The following is a 21,604-nucleotide window of genomic DNA, read 5'->3' as shown; positions in this document are numbered from 1 at the left end:
AAATGAAACAGCCCCTAAAACATCAGGTGAGTCTTAGTCTGCCTGTTTTGATGTCGGATAATGAATGTCTGTTATGAACTTTGGAGACAGGTCTCTCGACCTGTCTCTTCCTCATGTTATGGGGATCCTCAATGTCACTCCCGATTCCTTTTCGGATGGCGGATCCTATACCTCTCTAGATAGTGCTCTTAAACAAACTGAAAAAATGCTTCTCGAAGGCGCCAGCTTTATTGATGTGGGTGGTGAGTCGACTCGCCCCGGTGCCGCGGTTGTTTCTATACAGGAAGAGTTGGATCGTGTTTTGCCCGTTGTCGAGGCGATAAAGCAGCGTTTTGATGTGATTGTCTCGGTTGATACCAGTTCGCCAGAAGTTATTTCAGCAGCGGCACGTCTTGGTATGGGGTTGATTAATGATGTTCGTGCGTTAGAGCGTCCTGGTGCAATGCAAGCGGCTGCAGAGTCTGGAGTGCCTGTTTGTTTGATGCACATGAAAGGCAACCCTGAGACGATGCAGCAAAGTGTGCAGTATCGTTCTGTGGTGGATGAAGTAGAGTCGTATTTATTGACAAGAGTAGCGGCTTGTGAAATGGCGGGTATTGGGCGTGAGAAGCTGATATTGGATCCGGGTATTGGGTTTGGTAAATCGCTAGAGCATAATTTGACTTTATTGAATCAGACAGCTGGATTCAATCAATTGGGTTTTCCTGTGTTGATCGGTGTATCTCGTAAAACCATGATTGGCGACATCTTAAAGGTTCCTGTCGGTGAGCGTCTTTTTGCTACGATGGGGGCTAATGCATCGGCGTTTGCTCAAGGGGCTCGTATCTTTAGGGTTCATGATGTTAAGCCTCATGTTGAGATGCTGGAATTAATGTACAGAATTGAGAAGGAAAGGTAATGCGTAAATATTTCGGTACGGATGGTATTCGTGGTCGAGTTGGAAAATCGCCTATCACGCCAGAGTTTATGTTAAAGCTTGGATGGGCGGCAGGTCAGGTTTTTAAAGAAAAAGACAAAAAAATTCTGATAGGTAAAGACACAAGAATTTCTGGTTATATGTTTGAGTCGGCATTGGAAGCTGGGATTGTGGCAGCGGGGGCGGATGTGCGCCTTGTTGGTCCGATGCCCACTCCTGCCATTGCTTATCTTACCCGTACTTTTCGAGCCAGTGCAGGGATTGTAATTAGTGCCTCTCATAACCCGTATACCGATAATGGTATTAAGTTCTTTTCGGCTGAAGGGGGGAAAGTTTCAGACGATATTGAGGAACGCATAGAATATTATCTGGATCAACCAATGGAAGTGGTGGAGTCGAACCTGATTGGTCGTGCCAAGCGTATCGATGATGCGGCAGGTCGATATATCGAATATTGTAAAGGGACCTTTCCGATTGGGCTGCAGTTAACGGGGCTGAAAATTGTTGTCGATTGTGCAGATGGTGCGACTTATCATGTTGCGCCACGGGTGTTTTCTGAACTTGGTGCAGATGTGGTGGCGATTGGGGTTGAACCTGATGGTTTGAATATCAATGAAGCCTGTGGTGCCACGAAGCCAGAGTTGCTACAAAAAACGGTACTAGAAGAGCAGGCCGATATTGGTATTGCTCTGGATGGTGATGGGGATCGTTTGATTCTGGTGGATCGTCATGGTGTTGTTCGTGATGGTGACGATGTGCTTTATGTTATTGCTCACCATTTAATGCAGACTGGGCGATTCAGTGGTGGTGTGGTTGGTACCTTGATGAGCAATTTTGGATTGGAGTTAGCGTTTTCTGAAAGCGGTATTGGTTTTAGTCGAGCTGCGGTGGGAGATCGTTATGTCAATGAGAGGCTGATTCAGCATGGCTGGTCTTTAGGAGGAGAACCTTCTGGCCACATAGTATGCCGTTCCATTACAACCACGGGGGATGGCATTATCGCCGCGCTTCAAGTTTTACTGGCCATGATCGAAGGTGGTAAAGCACTAGATGAGTTACTGACGGGCTTTGTTAAGTTTCCTCAGAAACTTCGAAACATCCGTGTTGAGGAGCGTTTTGTGCCAACGGAAGTGCCTGCTTTGCAGAAAGCCATCGCGACGGCAAATGAACGTTTGAATGGCCTGGGTCGTGTTCTCTTGCGTGCGTCCGGAACAGAGCCTTTAATTCGTGTTATGGTGGAAGGACGTGATGATGAGACGGTGGATGAGCTGATTGAGTACCTTTCTAATGAAGTTCAGGCAGCCATTCCTAAATAGAGACGAATTGTTGGCTTTTTGCCTCAATTGATGAAATAAATACTTGAAACAATGGCGTTCATTCCATAAAATGGGCGCCTCGAATTTAGGGGTTAGATATGACTCGTCAAAAGATCGTAGCTGGTAACTGGAAAATGAATGGCTCCTTGGAGTCGATTAGTGCTCTTGTTGATGGCTTGCTTAAGGCAGATCAATCTGATTCTGAAGTAGTAATAGCGCCTTCATTCCCTTATTTGTCTCTAGTTTCTCAATCCACCGCTAATAGCAATATTGCGCTGGCAGCTCAAAACGTTAGTAATCAAGAGAAAGGGGCATTTACTGGTGAAGTTTCAGTGTCTATGCTGAAAGATTTCTCCGTTAAATATGTGCTAGTGGGTCATTCTGAAAGACGTTCACTTTATGCTGAGTCAGATGATTTTATCGCATCTAAGGTGAAGGTGCTGTTGAATGCTGGAGTGACTCCCATGTTGTGCATTGGAGAGACGCTAGAGCAGCGCGAGGCTAATCAAACACTGGTTGTTTGTGAGAAACAATTGCAAGCCGTGTTGGATTTAGTGGGTGTAGAAGCTTTTGCTAAAATGGTTATTGCTTACGAGCCTGTCTGGGCAATTGGGACAGGGTTATCTGCCAGTGCTGAGCAAGCACAAGAAGTACATCAGGCAATTAGAGCATTTTTAGCTAAGTCTTCTGAAACAGTCGCCAAGAAAGTACAGATTCTTTATGGTGGCAGTGTGAAAGCGTCCACAAGCGCAGAATTATTTACAATGCCCGATGTAGATGGTGCATTGGTTGGTGGTGCATCACTTGATGCAGATGAATTTATAGCAATCGTTAAAGCAGCAGGTTAATTAATGGAAGCACTGATTTTAGTTTTGCATATATTGGCGGCGGTTGTCATTATCACGTTGGTATTATTGCAGCAAGGTAAAGGTGCGGATGCAGGTGCCTCTTTCGGTGGTGGCGCTTCACAGACAGTATTTGGTGGTCAAGGTAGCGGTAGTTTTTTTGGTAAAATGACGGCGCTTTTCGCACTGATCTTCTTTGTGACAAGTTTTAGCTTGGCGTACTTTGCTAGTCAACAAGCGAAAGGTATATCTGGTGCGGCGGATTTAGTTCCAGCAGCGTCTCATGTAAGTGATTCTGTAGATATGCCTAAACTGGGTGACGCTAAGAAGAAAGCACCAGAGAACAAAACATCAGAGAGTAAGTCTGATATCCCTTCTACAAATTGATATGTATTTGTAGTTAAGTTTAGCCGATGTGGTGAAATTGGTAGACACGCCATCTTGAGGGGGTGGTAGCCTACGGCTGTGCCGGTTCGAGTCCGGCCATCGGCACCAATATTGAGTTGATGTTATGTTTCCTGTATAATGTCGTTAGTTTGTCGCGGAGTGGAGCAGTCTGGTAGCTCGTCGGGCTCATAACCCGAAGGTCGTTGGTTCGAATCCGGCCTCCGCAACCAATATTTACTCAGTATTGAGTTGTAATAATGGCCATTCTTTGAATGGTTGCTCTCTTGGTCAGTATGATAAAGTAGAGCAATAAGGACCCCTATATGGGGTTTTTTGTTATCTGCACTGTTACTGTTTGTAAATAGAAATGGGCCTTGAGCCCGTTTTTTGTTTCTGCGTTTTGCAAATTATCGTTTCGGAGAAAGCGTTTGTCAGCTAAATATACGATTTTAGAAGAACTGATTCGACCTGTCGTGGAAGGTTTAGGATTCCAATTCTGGGGAATGGAATATTTGTCACAGGGTAAAGACTCTGTGTTACGTATTTTTATTGATACTGAACTGGAAAAAGGCATCGATGTCGAAGATTGTGCTCAAGTCAGCCGACAAGTTAGCTCTATCCTTGACGTTGAAGATCCTATCACTGGCGAATATAACCTTGAGGTTTCGTCACCAGGGCTGGATCGTCCCTTGTTTGAATTGACTCAATACCAAGCTTATGTCGGTGCTGTGATTGCTTTGCGTTTACGGGTGCCATTTGATGGTCGTCGTAAGTTTAAAGGGTTATTAGTGGGTATCGAAGACGATGAGGTCGTTATCCGTGTTGACCAGGAAGAATACCTGCTGCCTTTCGATCTGATTGATAAGGCAAATGTTGTTCCACAATTTTAATTTAACCTTGATAGAGAGGCTAAAAGGATGAGCAAAGAAATTCTTTTGGTAGTAGAAGCCGTTTCCAACGAGAAAGATGTTCCGAAACAAGTTATTTTCGAAGCCGTTGAAATTGCTTTAGCAAGTGCTGCCAAGCGTCGTTTTGAAGACGATGCATTGATTCGTGTGTCTATTGATCAAAGAACTGGGGATTACAAAACGTATCGTCAGTGGCATATCGTAGAGGATGAAGATTATTCTGCTCCAGCATCTGAGTTAACGGTAGATGATGTGGAAGAGCAAAACTTGAATGTTGCCTTGGGGGATATCTACGAAGAAGAGGTGGAGTCCGAAGCGTTTGGGCGTATTGCGGCGCAAACCGCTAAACAAGTGATTGTTCAAAAAGTGCGTGAAGCTGAGCGCGCTAAAATGGTTGCTCGCTATAGCGAAAAAGTGGGCAAGCTGGTTCATGGTCAAGTTAAAAAAGTGACTCGTGATAGCCTGATTATTGATTTGGGTGAAAACGCCGAAGCGACGTTACCAAAAGATCAGTTAATTGCACGTGAAACGTTCCGCATGAATGACCGTGTTCGTGCTTTGTTAATGGAAATTCGTGAAGATAATCGTGGTTCACAACTTATCCTATCTCGCAACTCTCCTGATTTCATGATTGAACTTTTCCGTTTGGAAGTGCCTGAGATTGCTGAGGAAGTGATTGATATTCGAGGTGCTTCTCGAGATCCCGGCCTACGAGCAAAAATTGCTGTAAAAACCAATGACCGTCGTATTGATCCGATCGGAGCTTGTGTTGGTATGCGTGGTGCTCGAGTACAAGCGGTTTCTAACGAAATGAATGGCGAGCGTGTGGATATTGTTCTTTGGGACGATAACCCTGCTCAACTAGTTATCAATGCAATGGCGCCTGCAGAAGTGGACTCTATTGTGATTGATGAGGATGCGCATTCTATGGATGTCGCAGTGAAAAGCGATAATTTAGCGCAAGCTATTGGTCGCAATGGTCAAAATGTTCGTCTTGCGTCAGCATTAACAGGTTGGGCATTGAATGTGATGACCAGTGAAGATGCCGAAGCAAAACAACAAGAAGAATCACAGAAATTAATCGACTTGTTTGTGAATGGGCTCGACATTGATGATGATTTGGCTATCCAAATGGTCGAAGAGGGATTTACGTCACTAGAAGAAGTGGCTTACGTTCCGATGGAAGAAATGTTAGACATCGACGGATTTGATGAAGATTTAGTAAACGAACTACGTTCTCGTGCCAAAGAGGCCTTGTTAAATCAAGCGCTTCACGCAGAAGAGCAATTAGATGGTGCCAAGCCAGCTTCTGACTTGTTAGAAATGGAAGGTATGGATAATCATTTGGCGTTGGTGCTGGCTTCTAAAGGCGTCACGACGATGGAGGACCTTGCAGAACAATCCGTCGATGAATTGCTTGATATAGAAGGTATGACAGAAGAGCGTGCCGGTAAATTGATTCTTACTGCCCGCGCACCTTGGTTTGCTGAATCTGAATAAAATCTGAGTACATGAAGGGGGAACTTAATGACAGTTCAAACCGTAAAGATACTATCCGAATTGGTGAATACGCCAGTCGAGAAGCTACTGGCTCAGATGAAAGACGCAGGTCTTCCTCATAAGAGTGAAAACCAAGAAGTCTCTGACTTTGAAAAGCAAACATTGTTAAACTTTCTTAAGCGTCAACATGGCGAGGCTGGAAGTGGTTCAGAGCGTATTACCTTACAGCGTAAGAAAACCAGTACCTTGTCACGTAGTGATGGTGGTAAAGTAGTTAATGTAGCCGTAAAGAAAAAGCGCACTTATGTGAAGCGCACAGATACTGATGAAGAACTTCAAAAACAACAGGAATTTCTTCAACGTCAGGCAGAGGAACAAGCACGCTTGGCGGCGGAAGAGCAAGCTCGCATAGAAGCTGAGCGTCAACTTGAAGCAGAAAAGGCGGCAAAAGCTCAGGCTGAAGCCGAAGAAAAGGCTCGCAAGGAAGCCGCTGAAGCAGCAGCAAAAGAAGCGGCTGCGAGAGAAGCGGTTGTAAAAAGTGAGCAAAATGATACGGAGCAGAATGTCTCCGGTATAGGAGCGGCAGAACCCGTGGAAGCACCAAAACAGCCTAAGACGGCGAAAAAAACGTCTCAAGCGGCAGCAATGGACAGTAAAAAACCAAATGCTGCGCCAAAAAGTAAAAAAAGTGCTAATCGTCAAGATAGCGAAAAACCTCGCGGCCGTCACCCTGAGGGCAAACGCTCTCGCGTGAATATCAACGGTGACGAAGAGTTTGGTCGTCGTGGTAAGTTAGGTCGTAAAGGTAAGAAACCTGTGCAAAAACAAGAGCACGGTTTCCAAAAACCAACCGCACCAATTATCCATGAAGTGGCCTTGCCAGAAAGTATTACGGTTGCTGAGTTGGCTGAAAAAATGTCAATCAAAGCCGCTGAAGTGATCAAGGTTTTGTTCAAAATGGGCGCCATGGCGACCATTAACCAAACGATTGATCGTGATACGGCAACGCTTGTTGTTGAGGAAATGGGTCACACGGTTAAGTATATCGACGAGAACGCTGTCGAAAATGACATGATAGACGCGATTGATTACGACGGTGAAGCGATTAAACGTGCCCCCGTTGTTACCGTCATGGGTCATGTTGACCATGGTAAAACTTCTCTACTTGATTACATTCGTACGACTCGTGTCGCTGCCGGCGAATCAGGTGGTATTACACAGCATATTGGTGCTTATCATGTTGAAACACCACATGGTATGGTCAGTTTCTTAGACACACCTGGACACGCTGCGTTCACTTCTATGCGTGCTCGTGGTGCGCAAGCCACGGATATTGTTATTCTCGTTTGTGCTGCTGACGATGGTGTTATGCCACAAACCATTGAAGCAATTCAGCATGCGCGTGCCGCTAATGTGCCTATGGTTGTTGCCATCACTAAGGTTGATAAAGAAGGCGCGGACATTGATCGTGTTAAGAATGAATTAGTTGCCCAAGAAGTTGTGCCAGAAGAGTGGGGCGGCGATGTTCAGTTTGTTGGCGTTTCCGCAAAATCGGGTGAAGGTATAGAAGAGCTTCTTGAAGCGGTTCTGCTGCAAGCTGAAGTGCTTGAGTTAACGGCTGTACCAAGTGCGCCTGCCAAAGGCGTGGTGGTTGAAGCCCGTCTTGATCGCGGTCGTGGTTCGGTTGCAACTTTGCTGGTACAAAATGGTACTTTGCGTAAAGGGGATATTGTTCTTGCTGGTCTTCAAATGGGGCGTGTTCGTGCCCTCCTTGATGAACGTGGTGAGGCAATTGATGCGGCCGGTCCTTCTATTCCTGTTGAAATTTTAGGGTTAGATGGTACGCCAGGCGCAGGTGAAGAGTTTATCGTTGTAGCAGATGAGCGTAAAGCGCGTGAAGTAGCAAACTTCCGTCAAGGCAAATACCGTGAAATTCGTTTTGCTCGTCAGCACTCAGCTAAATTAGAGAACTTGTTCTCTGAGATGGGCAAAGACGAAGTACGAACTTTGAACGTAGTGCTTAAAGCCGATGTTCGTGGTTCTCTTGAGGCTTTGATCAAGTCCTTGACAGACTTAAATACAGACGAAGTGCAAGTGAACGTGGTGTCTAGTGGTGTCGGTGGTATTACTGAGACGGATGCAACCTTAGCACTTGCTTCTGATGCGGTGATCTTTGGTTTCAACGTGCGTGCTGATAGTTCCGCTAAGCAGTTTATTGAGCGCGAAAGTATCGATTTACGTTACTACAGCGTGATCTATAACATCATTGACGATGTGAAATCTGCCTTGTCTGGTATGTTGTCTCCTGATCTTCGTGAAGACATAAAAGGTACGGCTGAGGTGCGTGATATCTTCCGTTCGCCTAAATTTGGCTTGATTGCTGGTTGTATGGTGATTGAAGGCACGGTTTACCGTAGTAAACAGATCCGTGTATTGCGTGATGATGTCGTGATTTATGAAGGTGAACTTGAGTCTCTACGTCGCTTTAAAGATGCCGTTAACGAAGTTAGCAAAGGCATGGAATGTGGTATCGGTGTGAAAAACTACACGGATGTCAAAGTAGGCGATAAGATCGAGGTTTTCGAAACCGTCGAAGTAGCGCGTACACTTTAATAGGACAAGATCATGGCAGGCGAATTTAGTCGTACTAGTCGGATTGGTGACCAGCTCCAAAAGGAGCTGGCGTCCTTGATCCAGTTTGAAGTAAAAGATCCTCGTTTGGGGTTGGTTACTGTCAATGAAGTACGTGTAGCAAAAGATTTAGGCTATGCGGATATTTATTACACCGTGCTTGGTAAAGACGATCAGCCTGAAGTATTGGCAGAGAACCAAGCAGCACTGGATAGTGCAAAAGGTTTCTTACGTCGTCGTTTAGCACAAGAAGTAAAACTTCGTGTTATGCCGCATTTGCGTTTTCATTATGACCAGAGTGTGGTCAATGGGTCGCGCATGTCGGCTCTGATTGACGAAGCGATTCGTGATGATGAAACAAAAAACGGTAACGAAGGCGAGTAATAAGTTCGTATGGCTAAGGCAAAATGGCGTTCAGTAGACGGTATTGTTCTACTGAACAAGCCGATAGGTTTAAGCTCGAACCAAGCGTTACAGCGTGTCCGACGCCTCTTTCAGGCGGCGAAAGCAGGGCACACTGGTGCGCTTGACCCCTTGGCGACAGGAATGTTGCCATTGTGTCTGGGGGAAGCGACTAAATTTTCTCAATATTTGCTGGATGCAGATAAGCGTTATTTAACCTGTATTCAATTGGGAAAAAGAACGACCACGGGGGATCGTGAAGGGGATATATTGACTGAAGAGGCAATTCCTTCTCTCACCGATGCGTCACTTGAAAGTATTCTAGATGGTTTTCGTGGGGAAATAGAGCAGATTCCTCCTATGTATTCTGCTTTGAAGCACGAAGGAAAGCCGCTTTATGAATATGCCCGTCAAGGAATTGTGATAGAGCGAAAACGTCGTCGCGTTACCATTTCTAATTTAACCCTTGTTTCACGAACGGCTGATACGCTGACGCTAGATATTCAGTGTTCCAAAGGCACGTACATTCGAACCATTGGTGAAGACATTGGTGAAGCACTAGGTTGTGGCGCTCATTTGCATTCATTGCATCGTATTTCGACGGCGGGCTATTCACCAGAAAATATGATGACGATGGAAGAGTTTGAGGCCATTGCGGAGCAAGGCTATGAGGCGTTAGATTCGTATCTAATGTCAATGGATACCGCAGTAGAATATTTTTCAAAAGTAGATTTGCCCGAGGCCGATACAATGAATATGATGTTCGGTCGAACGGTCCCTAGCCCAGTATTATTAGACAATGGCAGTGTGGTGAGAATGTTTGATCAAGGTACTCAGCGTTTTTTAGGTCTTGGGCAAATAAAAGGGACGATGTTGCGTCCCTTTCGACTGGTAAATACGAGTGAGTTCTCTTTATAAATAGCAGTGAGTTCTGTTAAAAAGAGTGTTAAACTTGCCCGCCTAGGATAACTGAAAATATGCTCGGCTATCCTTTACCTTTATTATTGCATATTAATTTGGAGATATAGATTATGGCATTGTCTGCAGAATCAAAAGCAGCGTTGGTTAAAGAGTTTCAAGTAGCGGAAGGTGACACGGGTTCTCCTGAAGTTCAAGTGGCATTGTTGACTAAAAACATTGCAGGTCTACAAGATCACTTTAAAGCTCATATCCATGACCACCATTCTCGTCGCGGTCTAATCCGCATGGTAAACCAGCGTCGTAAGCTGTTGGATTATCTTAAGCGTAAAGATGCAGCTCGTTACACTAGTTTGATCAAAAAACTAGGTCTGCGTCGCTAAGACTGAAGAAGGGCCATAAGATATTATGGCCCTTTTTTTATAAGTAGATTCCCAAAGGACAGCCTGTACTTCATATGTGTTTTTCCTTTAACTTGTTGTTTCTGATGTCGCTAAGAGAAGTAATAGTGGCTAAGATTAACGAGTGATAGAGTACCCAGAACATATATGAGTACTGGCTTAAAAAGAGGTCTTTGGGATAAGCAATTTTTTAACCAAAAGGAATACGTGTGAGTATTACGACAAAAACTTTTCAATTCGGTAATGATACCGTAACTCTAGAAACAGGCCGCATTGCTCGTCAAGCAACTGGTGCGGTTCTTTGTACCATTGGCGATGCTCAAGTACTTGCAACCGTCGTAGGTGCTAAATCAGCCAAAGAGGATCAAGACTTTTTTCCTCTTTCTGTTCACTATCAAGAGCGCGCCTACGCAGTAGGTAAAATCCCAGGTGGTTTTCTAAAGCGTGAAGGTCGTCCTTCTGAAAAAGAGACGTTGACCTCGCGTTTGATTGACCGTCCAATTCGTCCATTGTTCCCTAAAGGCTTCATGAACGAGGTCCAAGTGGTTTGTACAGTAATGTCTACCAACACCGACTTGGATGCTGATATTGCTGCAATGCTGGCGACGTCTGCTGCCTTGACTATTTCGGGTATTCCGTTTAATGGTCCTATCGGTGCGGCTCGCGTGGGCTTCAACGATGAATCTGGTTACCTGCTTAACCCAAGTTATTCTGAGTTAGACGGTTCTTTGCTTGACATGGTTGTGGCGGGTACAAAAGACGCTGTATTGATGGTTGAGTCTGAAGCACAAGAGTTGACTGAAGATGAAATGTTAGGCGCTGTACTTTTTGCCCATAAAGAAATGCAAACCGCTATTACGGCGATTACTGAGTTTGCGGCTGAGTGCGGAAAACCTCGCTGGGAATGGCAAGCGCCAACGGCTAAGGTGTCTCTGACCGAAGCGGTTGAGTCTGGCTATGCAGCGCAAATCGAAGAAGCCTATAGCATCAGTGAAAAAATGGCGCGTTATGCTCAACTGGGTGTGGTGCGTGATGCCGCCGTTGCGGCTCTTGTTACAGAAGGCGGTGAGTTTTCTGAATCAGATGTCGTTGGTGCTTTCTCTAAACTGGAAAAACGCATTGTTCGTCGCCGTGTCATTGATGGTAAGCCTCGTATCGACGGTCGTGATAACAAAACCGTTCGTCCGATCAATGTCGAAGTGGGATTGTTAAGCAAGACCCACGGTTCTGCTTTGTTTACACGTGGTGAAACTCAGGCTATTGCAACTTGTACGTTAGGTACTAGCCGCGATTCACAAATGACTGACGGTTTGACTGGCGAAAGCAAAGACAGCTTCATGCTTCATTATAACTTCCCTCCTTATTCTGTTGGTGAGTGTGGTCGTATGGGGGGGGTTGGTCGTCGTGAAATTGGTCACGGTCGTCTAGCCCGTCGCGGTGTTCAAGCAGTATTGCCGTCAGAAGACGAATTTCCATACACCATTCGTGTCGTTTCTGAGATTACTGAATCGAATGGCTCAAGCTCTATGGCGTCTGTATGTGGTGCCTCTTTGTCTATGATGGACGCGGGTGTGCCTTTAAAAGCGCCTGTTGCTGGTATTGCCATGGGTCTTATCAAAGAAGATGATGGCTTTGCTGTCTTGACGGATATCTTGGGCGATGAAGATCACCTTGGTGATATGGACTTTAAAGTGGCGGGTACCGAAGAAGGTATTACAGCACTACAAATGGACATTAAAATCGAAGGTATTAACGAAGAGATCATGGATATCGCCTTGAATCAAGCGCTTGAGGCTCGTACACATATCCTTCGTGAAATGGCAAAAGTCATTGGTTACGCTCGTCCTGAAGTATCGCCTAACGCACCATCTATGGCGACGATCAAAATCGATCCTGAGAAAATTCGTGATGTGATCGGTAAAGGCGGTGCTACCATTCGCTCTATCACTGAGCAAACTGGCGCATCGATTGATCTGGATGATGACGGTACTGTCCGTATTTACGCAGCGGATAAAGCTTCTTCCGATGCGGCTCTACTTAAGATTCATGAGATTACGGCAGAAGCAGAAATCGATAAACTTTATCAAGGCAAAGTCGTGCGTTTGGCCGAGTTTGGTGCGTTTGTGAATATCCTGCCAGGTAAAGATGGTTTGGTTCATATTTCTCAAATTGCTGAAGAGCGTATTCGTGCTGTGTCTGACTTTTTATCTGAAGGTCAAGATGTTGTTGTTAAGGTGTTGGATGTTGATGCCCGTGGTCGTATCAAGCTATCCATGAAAGACGTAACAGAAGAAGAAAAAGCACAATTCTCTGCCTAAGTAATTAGGTTCTGTGTTCAAAAAAGGTGTCTTGATGACACCTTTTTTTGTTTTTATCTAAAGAATTGGATTAGTATAAAAGCAGAAATATCACTTTATTGTCGGATGGATGAGGGATCAAAATGAAGATCAAACTGCTTAGTGTGGTAGCAATGGCAGGGTTGCTATCGGCCTGTAGTTCTAACGAGACGGTTAAAAATGCGGGTGCATCAGAAACCGTGCAAGATTGTGTTTTTGCAGATGGCTCTAATCAACCCGCACCACAATGGGTTTGTGGTGCACCAGTGAAAAATGTTGCTTTATCGGCTGTGGGCTATGCTGAGAAGTCAGCGGCTGGACCAAACTTTATGCGTCAAATGGCCGCGACGGCAGCTCGCGTTGAGTTAGCTCAAGTATTGAGTTTACAGTTGCAAAATATGGTGAAGCAATACGCTGAGACAACGGGCACGGGGGATGCTCAAACGGTTGATCGAGTTAATAGTGTTGTGACCAAGCAGATTACCGATCAAAAACTGATTGGCTCTAAAGTGATTCGCCAAATGCCAACGCCTACTGGTGGCATGGTTGTGTTGGTTGGCTTAGATCCGAAGCAGACCGAGTCGATTTCTGAGGATATTTTACGTACTTCCATGAAGAATAATGCAGCCCTCTTTCAGAAGTTAGAGGCAAAGAAAAGCTTTGATGAATTAGCGGCAGACATTGCTAAGCAAAAAGCGCCTTAGGCTCATCTAGCGCTCTGCTATTTTGTGTGATTGAGCAGTATGTTGTGGGGACACCGCTTTAGGTGTTTTTGCTAAAACACCGAGTGGGCGATTCCCCACTTTCAATATGAGACTAATGGGTGTCGTCTTCTGGGAAGATGGGGGTTGGTTTTTTATTTTCATCGATGGCGACAAAATTAAAGTGTCCCGTAATCGCTTTGGTACGTTTATCGCTGTCCAGTTCTTCAAGAAAAATATTGACTGCTACTTTTAAGGATGTACGGCCTACACTGACAACACGAGCAACCAGTTCAACTAAGATACCTGACGGAATAGGCTGCGTAAAATTCACCTGTTCAGTGGAAATAGTGACAACGTGCTTACGAGAGAAGCGAGTCGCGGCAATATAAGCCACTTCATCCATCCATTGTAATGCGATACCACCAAATAGAGTATCGTAATGGTTTGTTGTGTTGGGAAAGACCATTTTGGCCACGCGAGTTTCTGAAATTTCTTCACGTTTTTGAATAAGTAGTTGGTTCATGGAGGCTTATATTTTTCCTAAAAGTATGGTGATTATCATCACTTTTTTGATGCTTGTCGGCTGTGATACTCGATACAAACCAGAGCAGGTTTTATCGGATTATGCCACTAGTTTATCACGCTCTGCCTATCTAGATGTATCGGTGCCGAATCTGGTTATGCCTAAGTTATACCCTTCTGTTCAAGCGCGTACGATGGCGTTGACTCACTTTGACGTAAGTTTACTTGATTTTCTGTCTTTGCAGCACTGTAACTTAGGGTTGTTAGTGGGCGAGCGTAACAGTGTTTTAGGACGTGTTATGTTAAGTAGCCAGCGTTTTTTGTATGAAGTAAAGATAACTCGAGCGTTAGAAACTTGCCCGATTGAGAATCAGTCTTTGGCCAACAAACTGGCTCCCATTGCTCAGCAAAAACACAAAGAACTCCCCCATGCGTTTATTAATGCTGTATTTAATGGCGATGAAGCCAAATCCTTTTTCAGCTTTTCCAATGGGTTTGTTCCGATGGGATATACGGCGGCAAATTATCAGTCTTTACAGTCTGCTTTAGGGGATATATTAGTGATAGGGCAGCATGTTTTAGAGCTGCCGCATATTGACTCGAATGCATTTGAACAGGATCTGAAAACTATGGCAGACAGTGAGTACGGAGGAAAGTTGCTTTATAGTCTATTGCAGATAACACGCTATTTAAATGCGGTTTCTGAGTCGATCGAATCTCTCCCTTCCACTGTCTGTGGGCCACCTGTCACGTTCTTAAAGCAGCAGTTTGAACATCATTATGTGAAATTGATTCAGCCTTATATGGCGAGGTTGAATGCCTCCGCTTATCCTGTGTTGTCACAGTTGCATCAATTAGCGATGGTGGGTGCTCCTTTGCCAACAGCATTAGCGAATTATTTAGAGCAGTTTTCCTTGCAGGATAAGCATAGCGTTTGGGGGCGTTATCAAGCGGCTTCAAGGCGCCACGCGATGGCATGGAGCAGGTTATTCCAACGTTGTGCTGTTTCTCTAAATGGGCAAAATAATTAACGGTTCTAGATGTGTACGCTTAACTGATTTTCTAATGCTTCTACGGCGTTATATTGGTAGGCAGGACCTTGCGCGAGCGGCTCTTCACTTAAGGATTTTAACATGGCGATGTTTGCTTCGGGATTTTCCATGATGCTATGGGAAAATTGAATAGGACGAATGAGCGCATGTGGCTCATGCCGATTCAATGTATCGTTTGTGTCTATAATAGAAGGGCCTGGCTGATTAAACAAACTCATAAATAACGCAAAGTTGGCACTCCCTGATACGGGAGAGCCTTCGTAGCTACTTTGAGTGAGTTGTGTTTCAACAATACTTCTGATGTTCATGTGTAAATCCAATGACATTCGGCTTTCCTGTCTATCGGCAAGTGCGCGATATTCTTGATGTTTAAAAATGATCTCGCTGACAAAAAAATTGAAAAGCTTCTATTGACACTTGAATGATGTTATTAGTCTTTCTTATGGCGAATAGCGAAAAGGATATTTTGCTGTTATATATGGCGGGAAAAGATGAGTGAGGGTACTATAATAAATTGTAAATACGTTGTTTTTTTAGTCAATATATGGAAAGTTTTTCATTAATGCCGCTTGTTTGAGGTGGTTAAGGCCGATGATGCATGCATGATATCAATGAGCTGATAGAAAACGTTAGGCATAACGAACAAATAGCCCTCAAATTTTTTGAGATTGAACGTTGTATTTTGTCTATTGGGCGTTGTGATCAGTTTGTTTCTACTCTAACAAGAGAAGTGCAGAAGCAGTTTAATGTGCCATATGTCTGGGTGAATTTAATAAATGAAGCCCCTCTATCACACTTAATGGAAGCATTAGAAAAATCGTTGGATTTACGGGATCGCGTGTTGTTTACGCGCCGACGTGCCATGATAGACATCATTAAAGCCAGTAGCCGGACGGTGCTGGTCAATGATGATTTGCCTCAATATTCCGAGATTATTCCTTCTGTTTATCGGGATATCATTTCTTCTGTTGCTATTTCGCCGCTGACCATCGATGGTGAGTTAGTTGGTCTGTTTTGTCAGGCTGATTCAGATAGTACTCGCTATGATGCTGCCACGAAAGATACATTCTTACTGGATCAGTTAGCGATCAAAATTTCCATTTGTTTAAGCAATGTGACAGCACGGGAGAAGTTAGAATATTTAGCTACCCGAGACCCGCTAACGGGCTTGTTGAATCGTCGTCAACTTGAGCTTATGCTGGACAGAGAGTTTGCTCGCTCTCAACAGCAGCAGCGTGATTTGACTGTTGTGTTTATTGACTGTGATGGTTTTAAGTCGATTAATGATACTTTGGGTCATAATTGTGGGGACGAGGTATTGGAGTATATCGCTAAGCGTCTGCTAAAATATGTTCACAAGCAGGGATTGGCCTTTCGTTTTGCTGGCGATGAATTTGTCTTTGTGACGCCCGGCAAAAGTTATGATGATGCGTTGCTCATCGCCGAGTCTATTCATGATTATCTTCAATCTAATCCGTTGAGGTATAAGTCTAATCATGTTCCTATCACGATCAGTTACGGCGGAGCGAGTGTCATGGAAGATATGCCAACAAACTATAAGCATCTGCTTAAAATTGCCGATGAGCGTCTTTACAGCTATAAAAATAACCGCAAAAGATCTGTGCCGACAAAAGTATTCAAGTTCTTGAATCGAATGCGATAAATTGTAATTTTATTACATATTGTTGTTGAAAATTTTTGAGATGAGTATTTTTTGAGGGTGTTTTGTTGTAAACTTTCAGAAAAAATTAAATAGAGTCCCATTATGTCTCATGCTTTGATTGCTGATTTAGGCGGAACGAATGCTCGCTTTGCATTGGTTCGTATACATGAATTCGACCCTCAAGAAGTCAGTGTGCTGTCTTGTAAGGACTATGAGAACTTTTTTGATGCAGTTGCCGCTTATATTGATAGTTGCAGTGTCGACATAGAAAATATAAGTGCGGTAGTGTTGGCCATTGCTGGTCCTGTTAATCAACCTGTGATCCGCTTTTCTAACAATCCTTGGCAATTTACTCGCCAAGAAGTTGAGTCATATTTTGGTGAAAATAAAGCGGTTGCTTTGTTAAATGACTTTGATGCTGTCGGACAATGTCTAGAAATCTTAACCCCTAAAGACATGGTGGTCATTGGCGATAATGCTGAGGTTGATCCCAAAGGGGCTGCCTGGGTTATCGGTGCGGGAACAGGGCTTGGAGTGGCTTGTGTCGTGCCTCAGGATCATGGACCTAATATTGTGCTACCCGGAGAGGGAGGACATGTTGATCTAGCAACCTGTAATGAATTAGAAGACGATATTTTACGCTTTTTAAGAACAAGACATAAGCGAGTGTCTGCAGAGCGGGTTCTCTCTGGTATGGGGCTTGAGAACATCTATGAGGCGATGGCATTTCGGGAAGGGATTGAGCGTCGTTTGACCGCGCCTGAAATCGGCGATGCTTTAAAGTCAGGAACGGACCCCATCGCGAAAGCGGCTCTTGAGCAGTTCTTTGTTTTTCTGGGACGAGTGATCGGCGATTTAGTCTTGTCGGTTGAATCTCGGGGCGGTGTCTATATTGCCGGAGGTATTGTTCCTCGTTATTTAAATGAAATTCAGGAAAGTGGCTTTCGAAATGCGATGCAAGAGAAGGGTCGTATGAAAGATTTTGTTTCACCTATTCCCACTTTCGTTGTGATGTCTGAATACCCAGGGCTGATGGGGTGTGCTTGTTATGCCTCTCATCTTTTATCGAAAGCCTAAAACAGTTGGAGAAAGAATCTATGAAGGCCAGTTTAAAAGCCTGTGATGTCGTTATTTTCGGCGGTGGCGGTGATCTTGCCATGCGCAAGTTGTTGCCAGCCCTTTACCATTTAGAAATGGATGGCTTGCTCGCTCCGACCACTCGAATTATCGGTGCTTCTCGACGTGATATGAGTGCTCAAGACTATCAAGAAAAAGTACGCGGTGCACTGGATGAGTTTGTTCCTTCAAGCGTTGGGGATGAGAAAACATGGCCACGCTTTAAAGAGCGCTTGAGCTATGTGTCCGTGGACGCTCAACAAGAATCTGACTTCTCCCGTTTTAACGACCACGAAGTGGGTGGTGATAACCGTGATGTAGTGTTCTATCTTGCCACCTCGCCTGATTTGTTTGGCTCTATCTGTTCTTCCCTTGCCACTCATGATTTAAATAAAGAACGCATGCGTGTCGTGTTGGAAAAACCGCTAGGTCGTGATTTGGCGTCATCCCGTGCCATCAACGATGAAGTGATGCAAAATTTTGCTGAGTCGCAAGTTTTCCGAATTGACCATTACCTTGGTAAAGAAACCGTTCAGAACTTATTGGCGATTCGCTTTGGTAACACCTTGTTTGAGCCTCTATGGGACAGTGCTCATATTGATAATGTGCAAATTACCGTATCAGAAACCGTTGGTGTGGAAGGGCGTTGGGGTTACTACGATAAAGCCGGTGCCATGCGAGATATGGTGCAAAACCACATTGTCCAGTTGCTGTGTTTGGTCGCTATGGAACCTCCTGGACGTATGGATGCGGATTCAGTACGTGATGAAAAAATCAAAGTATTGAAAGCCCTGCGCCCGATTGTCGGTGCCAATGCCTATACTAAAACGGTGCGTGGTCAATATGCCAAGGGTATGATCAATGGGAAAGAGGTACCTGGTTATTTCGATGAAGAAGGAAGTAATCCAGAATCACGTACAGAAACTTTTGTCGCATTGCGTGCCGACATTGATAATTGGCGCTGGGCGGGGGTACCGTTTTATCTGAGAACGGGCAAACGTCTAGGACAGCGTTATTCTGAAATTGTTATTCAGTATAAGTCTGTTCCTCATAGTATTTTTAGTGATGAAAGTAATCGTCAATTACAACGTAATCAGCTTGTCATTCGTTTGCAGCCTGAAGAGAAAATTTCGCTAACGGTAATGAATAAAGTACCTGGCGCAAGCGAGGGGATGAATCTCCAACCTGTTGATCTTAACCTCAGTTTGACAGAAGCTTTTCATAATAAGCGTAGTCCCGAAGCCTATGAGCGCTTGTTGCTGGATGTGATGCGTAATGATGCGACCTTGTTTATGCGTTATGACGAAGTTGAAGCCGCTTGGAAATGGGTTGACGGCATCATGGCGGCATGGAATCAAACCAGTGAACGTCCTAAAGAATATGCGGCGGGATCATGGGGCCCTGCGGCGTCTATGGCGTTACCAATCAAAGATGGCCGTAACTGGCACGACTACTAGCCTTTAGGGTCTTAATAAAAGGAAAATAACATGACGGTATCTTATACAGCAGAACAAGTAATGACGGCGACCCCAGTTGTGCCTGTTATTGTTGTGGATGATGTAGCGCAAGCGGTTGCGTTAGGTAAAGCGCTGGTCGCTGGTGGTGTACCCGTATTGGAAGTGACCATGCGAACATCAGCTGCATTGGCAGCCATAACGGCCCTTCGTAAAGAGGTGCCAGAGGCGATTGTTGGCGCGGGTACGGTTTGTTCTCGCGAGCAATATGTTCAGGCCGTTGAGGCAGGCTCTCAATTCATTATTAGTCCTGGATTGACGCCCGATTTATTAAAGGTCGGTAAAGAATATGATATTCCTTATTTACCGGCTGTTGCGACCATTTCAGACATTTTGTTAGGCATTGAATATGGCTACGACCGCTTCAAATTCTTCCCAGCCGAAGTGAATGGAGGGGTAAAAGCATTGAAAGCGTTTGGTGGACCTTTGCCGCATATTAAGTTTTGCCCAACAGGCGGAATCAGTGCCAATAATTTCCGAGAATATCTGGCTTTGCCGAATGTGCTCTGTGTTGGTGGCTCTTGGATTGTGCCTACTGACTTGGTTAGAGCGGGTAAATGGGATGAGATTACAGCATTGGCGCAATCTGTCGTCAGCCAGTAAGTATTGTTGATGTTATAAGTTTTGTTTTTATTTACGTCAACGTATTTCAGGACAGGATAACAGAGAATGAAAAGGGAGGACTGATGCGTCCTCCCTTTTTTATTACAGGTTTTCTTCCGCGAATTCCGCTAAGCGGCTTCGTTCTATACCATTGACATGCATAATACTGGCGTATTTGAATGACTTGGTTTTCTCGACCAAGTAGGTTAGACCTGAGGTGAGAGGGGTGATGTATTTATTGTCGATTTGGGCCAAGTTACCCAGCACAATGATTTTAGAGTTGCTACCGACCCGTGTGACAATGGATTTAAGTTGAAACTGAGTCAACCCCTGCGCCTCATCAATAATGATTAGGGCGTTATTAAACGAGCGACCCCGCATAAAGTTTAAGGATTTAAATTGGATGTTGGCCTTTTGTTTGACATAGTCAATGCTGCTAAAGGCGTGCTCATCCGCTCCATGAAGGATTTCTAGGTTATCATCAAAGGCGGCAAGCCAAGGTGCCATTTTCTCCTCTTCCGTCCCTGGTAGAAAACCTATGTCTTCTGCCATTGGAGGAGTGGATCGCGCCACAATGATCTTATTAAAACGCTTTTCTTCCATGGTGACTTGTAAACCATAGGCCAATGCGAGTAGGGTTTTTCCTGATCCTGCTGGTCCTGTCATGATCATTAAATCAGAATTATCATGACGTAACAGATAAAACGCCATGGCTTGCTCTAGGTTTCTTGGACTAATCCCCCAGAAGCTTTGATTCATTAGGTTTTGTTTATTGATGTCGAGAAGGTAGATGTATTCTTTGTCTATATTGACAACGAAGCCGACAAAATCCTCTTGATCAATAATAAACATATTGAAATACAGGGTTGGTAAATCGGATTTTTTGATGACGTGTACAGTGTGACGACCGTGCGCTTCGGTTTTGACGCTGCCTATTGTCGACCAAATGCTGTTCTCCACTTCAATGTAGCCTTTACTCATCAGGTCGACATCGTCTAGGACCTTGTCTTTACGATAGTCCTCTACACGCTCCAAGCCTGAGCCTTTGGCTTTGATTCGCATATTGATGTCTTTGGTTACCAAGCACACATCAGCACGTGGGTTGGTGGCTTGAAGGCTCAGAGCGACATTTATAATCCGATTGTCGTTTGCGTGGTCGTGGTTGCCGTTTAAAAACGGAACATTGTCTAAGCTGGTTATTTGTTGATCTGGATAAATGGCCAGAGAGCCTTCTACATAGGATTTTTGAGCGTTGTCTGTGGTGTCGTCTGTTTCATTGTCATCATGAATGCTGGTGCGAATTTGCACACCGCTTTGCAACTTTTTAGGTGTGGCATCGCCGACAATTTTATCAATGGTATTAATGGCTAAGCGTGCTTCGCGGCTAACGTCTTTGTCACGACGATCTTTTATTACATCCAGCTCTTCTAGCACAGTCATGGGGATAACCACTTTGTGTTCAGCAAAAGCGTAGATGGCTAACGGGTCATGTAGTAAGACATTGGTGTCTAGAACGTAAATTTTTTCCATACAGCATTACTCCTTTGGGACGCAACAAGCGTCTTGATTGAGGTGTGGATTGATTTGAAAAAAAGATGGTTGACCGAGTTGTGTACAGGGACTTTTTGGATAAAACAAATGGAAGATGTTGGAGAGGCTAACATCCGATAAAAACGGTGAACGTATTTCATTGCGAAAAGCGTTCGGAAAATAGTCGTGTTTTTGCTCACGAAGGTTTTTTGGCAAACTGAATCTCACTGTCTTTTATTCGATTATAGTTTGAGTGTATGACAGTTTTGTTGATAATGCTGCGTTTTTTTGCAGAGATCTACCTGCTTAATAAAATTTATGCGATGTGAAAAGAGGGTAG

Annotated in this window: 20 protein-coding genes and 2 tRNA genes; 19 read left to right on the top strand and 3 right to left on the bottom strand. The window is 44.5% G+C overall.

Translation table 11 applies throughout. The features are described 5' to 3' along the window. Positions 1-64 precede the first annotated feature (64 nt). The 14 genes from folP (at position 65) to AC0VYG_RS18765 (ending at position 13,264) form a co-directional block, all read left to right on the top strand. Entirely contained in the window at positions 65-898 is an 834-nt protein-coding gene (gene folP / locus AC0VYG_RS18830; RefSeq protein WP_475429438.1) for a dihydropteroate synthase, read from the top strand. Next, positions 898-2,232, top strand: coding sequence for a phosphoglucosamine mutase (gene glmM / locus AC0VYG_RS18825; protein WP_475429437.1), 1,335 nt, complete (start codon positions 898-900; stop codon positions 2,230-2,232). The genes folP and glmM overlap by 1 nt, the downstream gene beginning before the upstream one ends. A 98-nt stretch (positions 2,233-2,330) precedes the next feature. Beyond that, complete coding sequence (gene tpiA, locus AC0VYG_RS18820) at positions 2,331-3,080, top strand: triose-phosphate isomerase (RefSeq protein ID WP_475429436.1); 750 nt, start codon at positions 2,331-2,333, stop codon at positions 3,078-3,080. A 3-nt stretch (positions 3,081-3,083) separates the two neighbouring features. Next, the gene (gene secG / locus AC0VYG_RS18815; protein ID WP_475429435.1) at positions 3,084-3,464 is read left to right on the top strand and encodes a preprotein translocase subunit SecG; all 381 of its coding nucleotides are present in this window, start codon (positions 3,084-3,086) and stop codon (positions 3,462-3,464) included. A gap of 22 nt (positions 3,465-3,486) precedes the next feature. Further along, positions 3,487-3,572 (top strand) — tRNA-Leu (locus AC0VYG_RS18810). Between the two features lie 45 nt (positions 3,573-3,617). Then, a tRNA-Met gene (locus AC0VYG_RS18805) sits at positions 3,618-3,694 on the top strand. Positions 3,695-3,892: 198 nt separating this feature from the next. Further along, positions 3,893-4,354 (top strand): ribosome maturation factor RimP, encoded by a 462-nt coding sequence (gene rimP / locus AC0VYG_RS18800; protein WP_067013354.1) that lies wholly within the window; start codon positions 3,893-3,895, stop codon positions 4,352-4,354. Between the two features lie 27 nt (positions 4,355-4,381). Next, on the top strand, positions 4,382-5,872 hold the full coding sequence (gene nusA, locus AC0VYG_RS18795) for a transcription termination factor NusA (protein WP_475429434.1): 1,491 nt from the start codon (positions 4,382-4,384) through the stop codon (positions 5,870-5,872). Positions 5,873-5,899: 27 nt separating this feature from the next. Then, the gene (gene infB, locus AC0VYG_RS18790; RefSeq protein WP_475429433.1) at positions 5,900-8,485 is read left to right on the top strand and encodes a translation initiation factor IF-2; all 2,586 of its coding nucleotides are present in this window, start codon (positions 5,900-5,902) and stop codon (positions 8,483-8,485) included. A 12-nt stretch (positions 8,486-8,497) separates the two neighbouring features. Next, a complete protein-coding gene (gene rbfA, locus AC0VYG_RS18785; protein ID WP_067013360.1) occupies positions 8,498-8,887 on the top strand; it encodes a 30S ribosome-binding factor RbfA in 390 nt (129 codons plus the stop codon). A 9-nt stretch (positions 8,888-8,896) separates the two neighbouring features. Beyond that, positions 8,897-9,823: a tRNA pseudouridine(55) synthase TruB gene (gene truB / locus AC0VYG_RS18780; RefSeq protein WP_475429432.1), complete on the top strand. Its 927-nt coding sequence runs from the start codon at positions 8,897-8,899 to the stop codon at positions 9,821-9,823. A gap of 113 nt (positions 9,824-9,936) precedes the next feature. Further along, a complete protein-coding gene (gene rpsO, locus AC0VYG_RS18775) occupies positions 9,937-10,206 on the top strand; it encodes a 30S ribosomal protein S15 (protein ID WP_067013364.1) in 270 nt (89 codons plus the stop codon). Positions 10,207-10,433: 227 nt separating this feature from the next. Beyond that, positions 10,434-12,542: a polyribonucleotide nucleotidyltransferase gene (pnp, locus tag AC0VYG_RS18770; protein ID WP_067013366.1), complete on the top strand. Its 2,109-nt coding sequence runs from the start codon at positions 10,434-10,436 to the stop codon at positions 12,540-12,542. Positions 12,543-12,664: 122 nt separating this feature from the next. Next, entirely contained in the window at positions 12,665-13,264 is a 600-nt protein-coding gene (locus AC0VYG_RS18765) for an LPP20 family lipoprotein (protein ID WP_475429431.1), read from the top strand. A 112-nt stretch (positions 13,265-13,376) separates the two neighbouring features. Here AC0VYG_RS18765 and AC0VYG_RS18760 read toward each other — a convergent pair whose 3' ends face one another. Continuing rightward, positions 13,377-13,787: an acyl-CoA thioesterase gene (locus tag AC0VYG_RS18760; protein WP_475429430.1), complete on the bottom strand. Its 411-nt coding sequence runs from the start codon at positions 13,785-13,787 to the stop codon at positions 13,377-13,379. On the opposite strand from AC0VYG_RS18760, the gene AC0VYG_RS18755 reads away from it, so the two are divergent. Then, on the top strand, positions 13,786-14,817 hold the full coding sequence (locus AC0VYG_RS18755) for a DUF3080 family protein (protein WP_475429429.1): 1,032 nt from the start codon (positions 13,786-13,788) through the stop codon (positions 14,815-14,817). The genes AC0VYG_RS18760 and AC0VYG_RS18755 overlap by 2 nt on opposite strands. Positions 14,818-14,822: 5 nt before the next feature. Here AC0VYG_RS18755 and AC0VYG_RS18750 read toward each other — a convergent pair whose 3' ends face one another. Then, positions 14,823-15,146 carry a hypothetical protein gene (locus tag AC0VYG_RS18750; RefSeq protein ID WP_475449873.1) on the bottom strand — a complete coding sequence of 108 codons (324 nt, stop codon included), beginning with the start codon at positions 15,144-15,146 and terminating at the stop codon, positions 14,823-14,825. A 290-nt stretch (positions 15,147-15,436) separates the two neighbouring features. Here AC0VYG_RS18750 and AC0VYG_RS18745 point away from each other — a divergent pair, with 290 nt between their 5' ends. The 4 genes from AC0VYG_RS18745 (at position 15,437) to AC0VYG_RS18730 (ending at position 19,734) form a co-directional block, all read left to right on the top strand. Continuing rightward, on the top strand, positions 15,437-16,501 hold the full coding sequence (locus AC0VYG_RS18745; RefSeq protein ID WP_475429427.1) for a GGDEF domain-containing protein: 1,065 nt from the start codon (positions 15,437-15,439) through the stop codon (positions 16,499-16,501). 102 nt (positions 16,502-16,603) lie between these two features. Continuing rightward, positions 16,604-17,578, top strand: a complete 975-nt coding sequence (glk, locus tag AC0VYG_RS18740) for a glucokinase (protein WP_475429426.1) — start codon at positions 16,604-16,606, stop codon at positions 17,576-17,578. 20 nt (positions 17,579-17,598) lie between these two features. Continuing rightward, complete coding sequence (zwf, locus tag AC0VYG_RS18735; RefSeq protein WP_475429425.1) at positions 17,599-19,074, top strand: glucose-6-phosphate dehydrogenase; 1,476 nt, start codon at positions 17,599-17,601, stop codon at positions 19,072-19,074. A 30-nt stretch (positions 19,075-19,104) separates the two neighbouring features. Continuing rightward, positions 19,105-19,734, top strand: a complete 630-nt coding sequence (locus tag AC0VYG_RS18730) for a bifunctional 4-hydroxy-2-oxoglutarate aldolase/2-dehydro-3-deoxy-phosphogluconate aldolase (RefSeq protein ID WP_067013377.1) — start codon at positions 19,105-19,107, stop codon at positions 19,732-19,734. A gap of 102 nt (positions 19,735-19,836) precedes the next feature. Here AC0VYG_RS18730 and AC0VYG_RS18725 read toward each other — a convergent pair whose 3' ends face one another. Beyond that, positions 19,837-21,264, bottom strand: coding sequence for a PhoH family protein (locus AC0VYG_RS18725; protein WP_475429424.1), 1,428 nt, complete (start codon positions 21,262-21,264; stop codon positions 19,837-19,839). Positions 21,265-21,604 lie beyond the last annotated feature (340 nt).

The organism is Marinomonas sp. 63XJN7_7_ISO-PGPR-S23-202 (assembly GCF_056173505.1).
The sequence above is the reverse complement of the archived record's forward strand: the minus strand, read 5'-3'. Positions and strand labels throughout refer to the sequence as shown.